Below are 6,809 nucleotides of genomic sequence, written 5' to 3'. Positions count from 1 at the left end.
GCCCTTGCACCTCCTTCCATTTGCATGTCGGTCGGAATGCGGGAGTATCAAGGCCGTGATCCGACATTCCGGAGCCGTCCCGTCATGCCCACCGATCCGGCCGCCCTCCATCGCGACGCCATCGTCATCGACGCCACCTGCCCGCTCCTGATCCAGGACAAGTCGCGGATCGCGCTCTACCGGCAGGGCGGGGTCACCGCCCTCTGCCCGACGGTCGGCGCCGTCGAGGGCGCGGGCCCGACCTTCCGCAGCGTCGCCGGCTGGCTGGCACACATCCGGCGCAACGACGACCTGCTGCTGGTGCGCCGCGCCGCCGACATCGAGGAGGCCAAGCGCACGGGCCGCATCGGCATCATCGTCCATTTCCAGGGCACCGACCCGATCGAGGAGGAGCTCGATCTCCTCGACGGCTACCACGCCATGGGGCTGCGGATGGTGCAGCTCGCCTACAACGTCAAGAACCGCGTCGGCGACGGCTGCGACGAGCGCACGGACGCGGGCCTCAGCCGCTTCGGCATCGCCCTGATCGAGCGCCTGGAGGCGCTCCGGATCGTCGTCGACTGCTCGCACACGGGCTATCGCACGACGATGGACGCGATCGAGCGGGCGACGCGGCCGATGGTCTTCTCCCACTCCAACCCGAAGACGGTGAAGGACTCGCCGCGCAACATCGGCGACGATCAGATCCGGGCGGTCGCGGCGACCGGCGGCCTCATCGGCATGAACGGTTTCCCCGCCTTCGTCGCGGCGCGCGCGAAGCCGACGGTCGACGATCTCATCGACCATGTGGACTACACCGTGCAGCTCGTCGGCGACGACCATGTCGGCCTCGGCATCGACTACTACTACGGCCAGCATCCCTACGCCGACCCGGCGGAGGCGCGCCGGCTCTACGATCGCTGGGTGGCGGCCGGGCACTGGAACCCGGCCGCCTATCCGCCGCCACCCTACCACTATCCGCAGGGGATCGAGACCCCCGACCGCCTGCCGCATCTGGCCGAGCGCCTGGCGGCCCGCGGCTACGGCGACGATTCCATCCGCAAGATCCTGGGCGGCAACTGGGTGCGGGTGTTCCGCGAGGTCTGGGGCGGCTGACCGGGCTCAGCCTCTCCCGCCTGCACGACCCGCGTCCTGCGGCGGCCCGGCGGGGCCGCCCGGACTGCGGACAGCGGAATCCGCTTCTTGACACCGGGGCGGATGGCGCCCATGTCTACGCCGTCAAGCAAGATCGGTTCGGCAAGCTCTCCCCCGTGCTCGTGATCGAGCGCCGAGTCGACTTCCCCGCCTTCATCGAAGCGTGATCGCCGCGTTCGTCGCGGCGGACCGGTCGCGTGCGACGACCAGCAATCCTACCCAAAAGATGCCGCCCCGGCATGACCGGGACGGCGAGAAGAGACCATGCACACCATCATCGACCAGCAGACCATCCAGACCCCGACCCGGCGCCTCCATCCCGGCGCCCGCCACGCGCGGACGACGCAGCGCGTGCCCTCCACCCCGCGCCGTCCCGCCCCGTCCGGCCTCTCGCCGGAGACCCTGCGGAAGATCGTCCTCGACCTGATCGGCTGAGGCCCGCCTACTCCGCCGCCTCGGCGAAGTATTCGACCGGCGTCAGGTCGCGCGGGTCGGCGTGCCGCTGCCAGTAGAGGTCGCGCACCCGGCTCGTCACCGGACCGGGAACGCCATTGAACAGGATCCGGTCGTCCAGGCGGACGACCGGAAGGATGCCGCCCGCGGTGCTGCTGAGGAAGATCTCGTCGGCCCCGCGGAAGCGGGCCTCCGGGATCGGGCCGATCTCCAGCGGAATGCCGCGTTCGCGGCAGATGTCGATGACGGCGCTGCGGGTGATCCCTTCGAGGACACCGCGATCGGGCGTCACGACACGGTCGCCGAACACGGCGAAGACGTTGAATCCCGGCCCTTCCGTGACGTTCCCGTCCGTCCCGAGCAGGATCGCGGTGTCGGCGCCGCGCTCGTAGGCCTCGAGCTGGCCCCGCTCCAGATCGAGCCAGTGATAGTTCTTCACCGTCGGATCGACCGATTCCGGCGGGATGCGCCGGAACGGGGGAACGATCGCCGACATCCCTTCCTTCTGCGCCTTGTCGCCGCCGATCCAGATGAAGGGCAGCGCGTAGGCGATCAGCCGGTTGTGGCAGAGCCGCAGATCGCGCGACCCCGCCTGCGGACGTCCGCGGGTGCAGACCATCGCGACATAGGCCCGCCGGAGACCGGTGCGGCGCACGCACTCGGCCAGCAGTTCGGCCAGTTCCTCCCGCGTCTTGCCGATGTCCATCTTCAGGATCGACGTCGAGCGCAGGAAGCGGTCGAGATGGTGGCCGAGCCGGAAGAAGGCGCCGTCCCAGACATGCACGACGTCGTAGGTCACGTCCGATCGGGTGAAGCCCAGATCGAGGATCGAGATCGACGCCTCGTCAAGCGTCTTCCACTCGCCGTCCACCCAGGCGACACCGCCCGGCGCCAGTTTCAGGGTCATGATGCCAGCAACTCCGCGACTGCCTTGGCGATGAAGCGTTCGTCCTCGGGATTCTGCGCCGGGTTGCCGGCGCGATGGCCCCAGGCCGATGGGATGGGCTTGAGACGGGCGAAGGGCATGTGCGGCACCTCGCGGGCATTGTCGGCGACCTGGAAATAGAGGTCCGTCTCGCCCGGCATGACCAGCGCCTTGGCCCGGATCGAGCCCAGCGCCCGCCGCAGGTCGCCGCGGTAGCGGTCGTTGGCCGAGATGTCGCCGTGCTCCCAGGTCCAGAGCTGGGCGAGCAGGTCGTTCGCGTTGCGGCGCAGGTAGTTCCCCTCCCAGCCCGAGACCAGGAAGTCCTCGAGCGAGGCGAAGCCGATCCGCCGCCACATCTCCTCGCGGTAGAAGGTCTGCGACAGGGCCCAGCCGGCATAGACCCGGCCCATGGCGCGCAGGCCGCGCACGGGCGTCTCGTGGAACCAGCCGTCGCGATAGGCGGCGTCGGCGGTCAGGGTCGCGCGCACGCCTTCGATGAAGACGCGGTTGTGCGGCGCGGTCCGGGCCGACCCGCAGACGACGCAGATGCGCTCGACCATCTCGGGATGGAGGGCGCCCCAGTGATAGGCCTGCTGCCCGCCCATCGACCAGCCGTAGACGAGCGCCAACCGCTGCACGCCCAGCCCCTCGGTCAGCAGCCGGTGCTGGGCGGCGATGTTGTCGAGGTAGGTGACGTTCGGCCACCGCCCGCGATCGTGCGGGGCGCCGACATTGCTCGGCGACGTCGACAGCCCGTTGGCGAACTGGTTGGGAATGACGATGAACCAGCGCGACGGGTCGAGGACCCGGCCCGGCCCGATCAGCCACTCGGTATCGGAATGCTGCGCCGAATAGGAGGTGGGATAGAGCACGACATTGTCGCGCGCCGGCGAGAGGGTTCCATAGGTCGTGTAGTTGAGCTGCGCGCCGCGCAGCGTCATGCCGCCCTGGAGGACGAAGTCCCCGAGCGCGAAGGTCCGGGCCTCGGTCATCGCGCGGCGAGCCCGCGCAGGATCGCCCGGTGGGTCGGCGCATAGCCGCGGGCGACGTGGACGAGGTGCGGCCGCAGACGCGCATGCGCCGCCGGCAGCGCGTGGAAGGGGATCGAGGGATAGAGGTGGTGCTCGGTGTGATAGGGCATGTTCCAGTGAACCAGTCGGACGGGCCATGCGGCGAGCGTCGTGCGCGTATTGGCGAGCGTATCCCCGTTCTCCGCGCAGAGCGTGTGCTCGGCGAGCAGGATGGCGCGGAGGATGGGCTGGGCGAGCAGGACCGGCCCGATCCAGTAGAGGACGGGTCCCCACGGATCGAGGGCGGCCCAGCCGATGGCGACCGCCGCCGCGAGCGCCAGCATCGCCGCCATCGAGCGTCGCACCTCCGCCCGGGCCCGGTCGGGGACGAAGGGAAAGGCCGCGAAGTCGCCGCGCAGCACCCGGTCGGCGACCGCCAGGCGCGCGCGCCAGTAGTTGATCGCGGTCAGGCGGCGGAGGTACTCGCCGACCGACTGCGGCGCCGGCGGCGTCAGTTCCGGGTCGCGCGCCGGGTCCTGGCAGTAGCGGTGATGGGCGTAGTGGAAATGCTTGTAGAAATGGAAGTTGAGCAGGCTCGGCACCGCCGCCAGCCAGCCGACCCAGTCGTTGAGGCGGCGGGTCCGGAAGGCCGTGTAGTGGACACACTCGTGGACCGGCGCGAAGAGTGCGACCAGGAACCAGCCGTGCAGCACCATCGCCGGCACCACCGCCCAAGTGCCCCGGCCGGCGGCCACCAGCGCGGCACCGGCCGCGATCAGGCCGACATGCACGGCAAGGCGCAGCCCGCCGTGGCGGTCCGAGCGGTCCGTCAGCGGGCGCAGTTCGTGCGGCGACAGCAGCCGCAGGCGCGTTCGATCGATGGCGACGTCCGTCATGACCCGGCGAGCTTAGGCATCGATCGAATCGAGCTCAAGCGATCCGGACATCACCGGCGCCGACCGCCGGACCGCCGCGGTCAGACCCAGTCCTCGGAGCCGCGGCCGGCGGCGGGCGGTGCGCCTTCGGCCCGGCGCGGCGGCGCGGCCGGGTCGCGGCCGGCACCCTGCGGTGCCGCCGCCGGGGTCGGGGCAGGCGCCGGCGTGGCGGCTGCGGGTGCAAGGTCGCCGCCCCCGCCGCCAAGCCAGCGGCCGATGCGGCGGAAGAGACGGATCAACACCCGGATCAGCTTCGGCAGCAGCCAGGCGACCAGCGCCACGAAGACGATCATCAGGGCGATGAAGAGCCAGGGGTGCTGGATCGCCGCCCACAGGCCGGCGAACACCGCGACATCCTCGCCGACCGAGGCCGCCCAGTTGGTGAAGGGTTCCGGCGAGGTGTTGATGACCAGCCGCGCGCCCGCCTTGGTCGCGTGGCTCGCCGTCGCCATGGTGCCGCCGACGAGCCCGGCGGCGAGCCCCAGCGCCGGATCCACGTCCCACATCGCGCCGGCCGCCATGACCGCACCGGCCGGGATGCGGATGAAGGTGTGGAGCGCGTCCCAGCCGCTGTCGACACCGGGAATCTTGTCGGCCACGAACTCGACCGCGTACATGAGCCCGGCCGCGAGGATGACGATCGGCGACGCCAGGATCTGCAGGTCGGGCGGCAGCGCCATCGCGCCGGTCGCCCCCATCAGCCCGAGCGCCAGCATCGCCGCGTAGAGGTTGACGCCGCTGGCCCAGCCGACGCCGAGGGTCAACGCGATCGCCGAAACCGGATCCATCACCAGACCTCCCCTGCCCCGCGGCTGCCGACACAACGCGCGGCGTTGCCGCCCATTCCGCGCCGGCGCTAGGATCGCCCGAGCGCACACCCCGACACGAGGCCCGAAGACCCGATGCAGGACATCCCCTTCCGTTCGGCCAAGGAACTGGCCAGCCTCGTCCGCCGCAAGAAGGTGAGCGCCCTCGAACTGCTCGATCTCTATCTGACGCGGGTGGAGCAGCACAATCCAGCGCTCAACGCCATCGTCGCGATGGACGTCGAACGCGCCCGCAAGCGGGCCAAGGCCGCCGACCGCGCGCTCGCCAAGGGCAAGAGCTGGGGCCCGCTGCACGGCGTGCCGATGACGATCAAGGAATCCTACGACGTCGCCGGCATGCCGACGACCTGGGGCCTGCCCGCCTATGCCGACAACATCGCGCCGAAGAACGCGGTCGCGGTCGACCGGCTGGAGGCGGCGGGCGTCGTCCTCTTCGGCAAGACCAACGTGCCGGCCTGGCTCGCCGACTGGCAGAGCTACAACGCCGTCTACGGCACCTGCAACAATCCCTGGGACCTGTCGAAGACGCCCGGCGGATCGTCCGGCGGCTCGGCGGCGGCGCTGGCCGCCGGCCTGACCGGCATCGAGGCCGGCAGCGACATCGGCGCCTCGATCCGCAACCCCGCCCACTATTGCGGCGTCTACGGCCACAAGCCGACCATGGACATCTGTCCCGGCCGCGGCCAGGCCCTGCCCGGCAAGCTCGCCGGCTCCGACATCGCCGTCGTCGGACCGATGGCGCGCAGCGCCGACGACCTCGACATCGCGCTCACCGCCATGGCGGGGCCGGACGAGATTGAGGCCGGCGCCTGGCAGTTGCGCCTGCCGCCATGCCGCAAGAAGACGCTGAAGGAATTCCGGGTCGCGGTCGTGCTCGACGACCCGAACGGCGAGGTCGACCGGGAGATCCAGGACCGGCTCCAGGAGCTGGCGGACTTCCTCGCCAGGAAGATGAAGGTCAAGGTCGCCGACGCCCACCCGGACATCGACACGACGGACGCCCACCGCACCTACATCCACCTCCTGCGGATGGCGACCTGCGGCCGCCAGTCGGACGAGGAGTTCGCGCGCAACGCCGAGATCGCGAAGGCGCTCGCGGCCGACGACGACAGCTACTATGCGCGGATGATGCGGGCCAATACCGGCTCGCACCGCGACTGGCTCGCCTGGAACGAGAAGCGCCGGCACCTGCAATGGGCCTGGCAGGAATTCTTCCGCAGCTACGACATCCTGCTCTGCCCGGCCGCCTCCACCACCGCCTTCGCCCACAACCACGAGGGCAACCGCTGGGACCAGAAGATCATCGTCAACGGCAAGCCCGTGTCGGTGATCGACCAGATGTTCTGGGCGGGCTATCCGGGGGTCGTCTACCTGCCGGCGACCGTGGCGCCGGCGGGGCTCAGCCCCTCGGGCCTGCCGATCGGCGTCCAGATCGTCGGACCCTTCGGCGGCGACCGCAGCACCATCGCCTTCGCCCGCCTACTGGCGAAGGAGTGGCACGGCTACGAGCCGCCGCCCGGCTACA

7 protein-coding genes are annotated in these 6,809 nt (G+C 70.6%); 3 read left to right on the top strand and 4 right to left on the bottom strand.

The annotated features are described in order from the left end of the window. The first annotated feature begins 84 nt into the window (after window positions 1-84). Window positions 85-1,095 carry a dipeptidase gene (locus tag ACE3Q3_RS22060; RefSeq protein ID WP_374449617.1) on the top strand — a complete coding sequence of 337 codons (1,011 nt, stop codon included), beginning with the start codon at window positions 85-87 and terminating at the stop codon, window positions 1,093-1,095. 303 nt (window positions 1,096-1,398) lie between these two features. After that, window positions 1,399-1,569 carry a hypothetical protein gene (locus ACE3Q3_RS22055; RefSeq protein WP_374449615.1) on the top strand — a complete coding sequence of 57 codons (171 nt, stop codon included), beginning with the start codon at window positions 1,399-1,401 and terminating at the stop codon, window positions 1,567-1,569. Between the two features lie 7 nt (window positions 1,570-1,576). Here ACE3Q3_RS22055 and ACE3Q3_RS22050 read toward each other — a convergent pair whose 3' ends face one another. From ACE3Q3_RS22050 to ACE3Q3_RS22035, 4 genes are all read right to left on the bottom strand, one after another. After that, window positions 1,577-2,494, bottom strand: coding sequence for an aminotransferase class IV (locus tag ACE3Q3_RS22050; RefSeq protein ID WP_374449613.1), 918 nt, complete (start codon window positions 2,492-2,494; stop codon window positions 1,577-1,579). Then, window positions 2,491-3,504, bottom strand: coding sequence for an alpha/beta fold hydrolase (locus ACE3Q3_RS22045; RefSeq protein WP_374449611.1), 1,014 nt, complete (start codon window positions 3,502-3,504; stop codon window positions 2,491-2,493). The genes ACE3Q3_RS22050 and ACE3Q3_RS22045 overlap by 4 nt, the downstream gene beginning before the upstream one ends. After that, a complete protein-coding gene (locus tag ACE3Q3_RS22040) occupies window positions 3,501-4,418 on the bottom strand; it encodes a fatty acid desaturase (protein WP_374449609.1) in 918 nt (305 codons plus the stop codon). Before ACE3Q3_RS22040 ends, ACE3Q3_RS22045 begins: the two co-directional genes overlap by 4 nt. Window positions 4,419-4,498: 80 nt before the next feature. Beyond that, complete coding sequence (locus tag ACE3Q3_RS22035) at window positions 4,499-5,245, bottom strand: DUF4126 domain-containing protein (RefSeq protein WP_374449606.1); 747 nt, start codon at window positions 5,243-5,245, stop codon at window positions 4,499-4,501. 114 nt (window positions 5,246-5,359) lie between these two features. On the opposite strand from ACE3Q3_RS22035, the gene ACE3Q3_RS22030 reads away from it, so the two are divergent. Next, a partial coding sequence (locus ACE3Q3_RS22030; RefSeq protein ID WP_374449605.1) for an amidase occupies window positions 5,360-6,809 on the top strand: 1,450 nt, incomplete at its 3' end.

The sequence above is a fragment of the Allostella sp. genome, assembly GCF_041913585.1.
In the GTDB taxonomy this organism is placed as follows: Bacteria; Pseudomonadota; Alphaproteobacteria; order ATCC43930; family Allostellaceae; genus Allostella.
The sequence above is the reverse complement of the archived record's forward strand: the minus strand, read 5'-3'. Positions and strand labels throughout refer to the sequence as shown.

Bases quoted from the DNA above. Each gene is read 5' to 3' on its own strand.
- ACE3Q3_RS22055 (WP_374449615.1), top strand. From the start codon at position 1,399: ATGCACACCATCATCGACCAGCAGACCATCCAGACCCCGACCCGGCGC.
- ACE3Q3_RS22045 (WP_374449611.1), bottom strand. From the start codon at position 3,504: ATGACCGAGGCCCGGACCTTCGCGCTCGGGGACTTCGTCCTCCAGGGC.
- ACE3Q3_RS22035 (WP_374449606.1), bottom strand. From the start codon at position 5,245: ATGGATCCGGTTTCGGCGATCGCGTTGACCCTCGGCGTCGGCTGGGCC.
- ACE3Q3_RS22050 (WP_374449613.1), bottom strand. From the start codon at position 2,494: ATGACCCTGAAACTGGCGCCGGGCGGTGTCGCCTGGGTGGACGGCGAG.
- ACE3Q3_RS22040 (WP_374449609.1), bottom strand. From the start codon at position 4,418: ATGACGGACGTCGCCATCGATCGAACGCGCCTGCGGCTGCTGTCGCCG.
- ACE3Q3_RS22060 (WP_374449617.1), top strand. From the start codon at position 85: ATGCCCACCGATCCGGCCGCCCTCCATCGCGACGCCATCGTCATCGAC.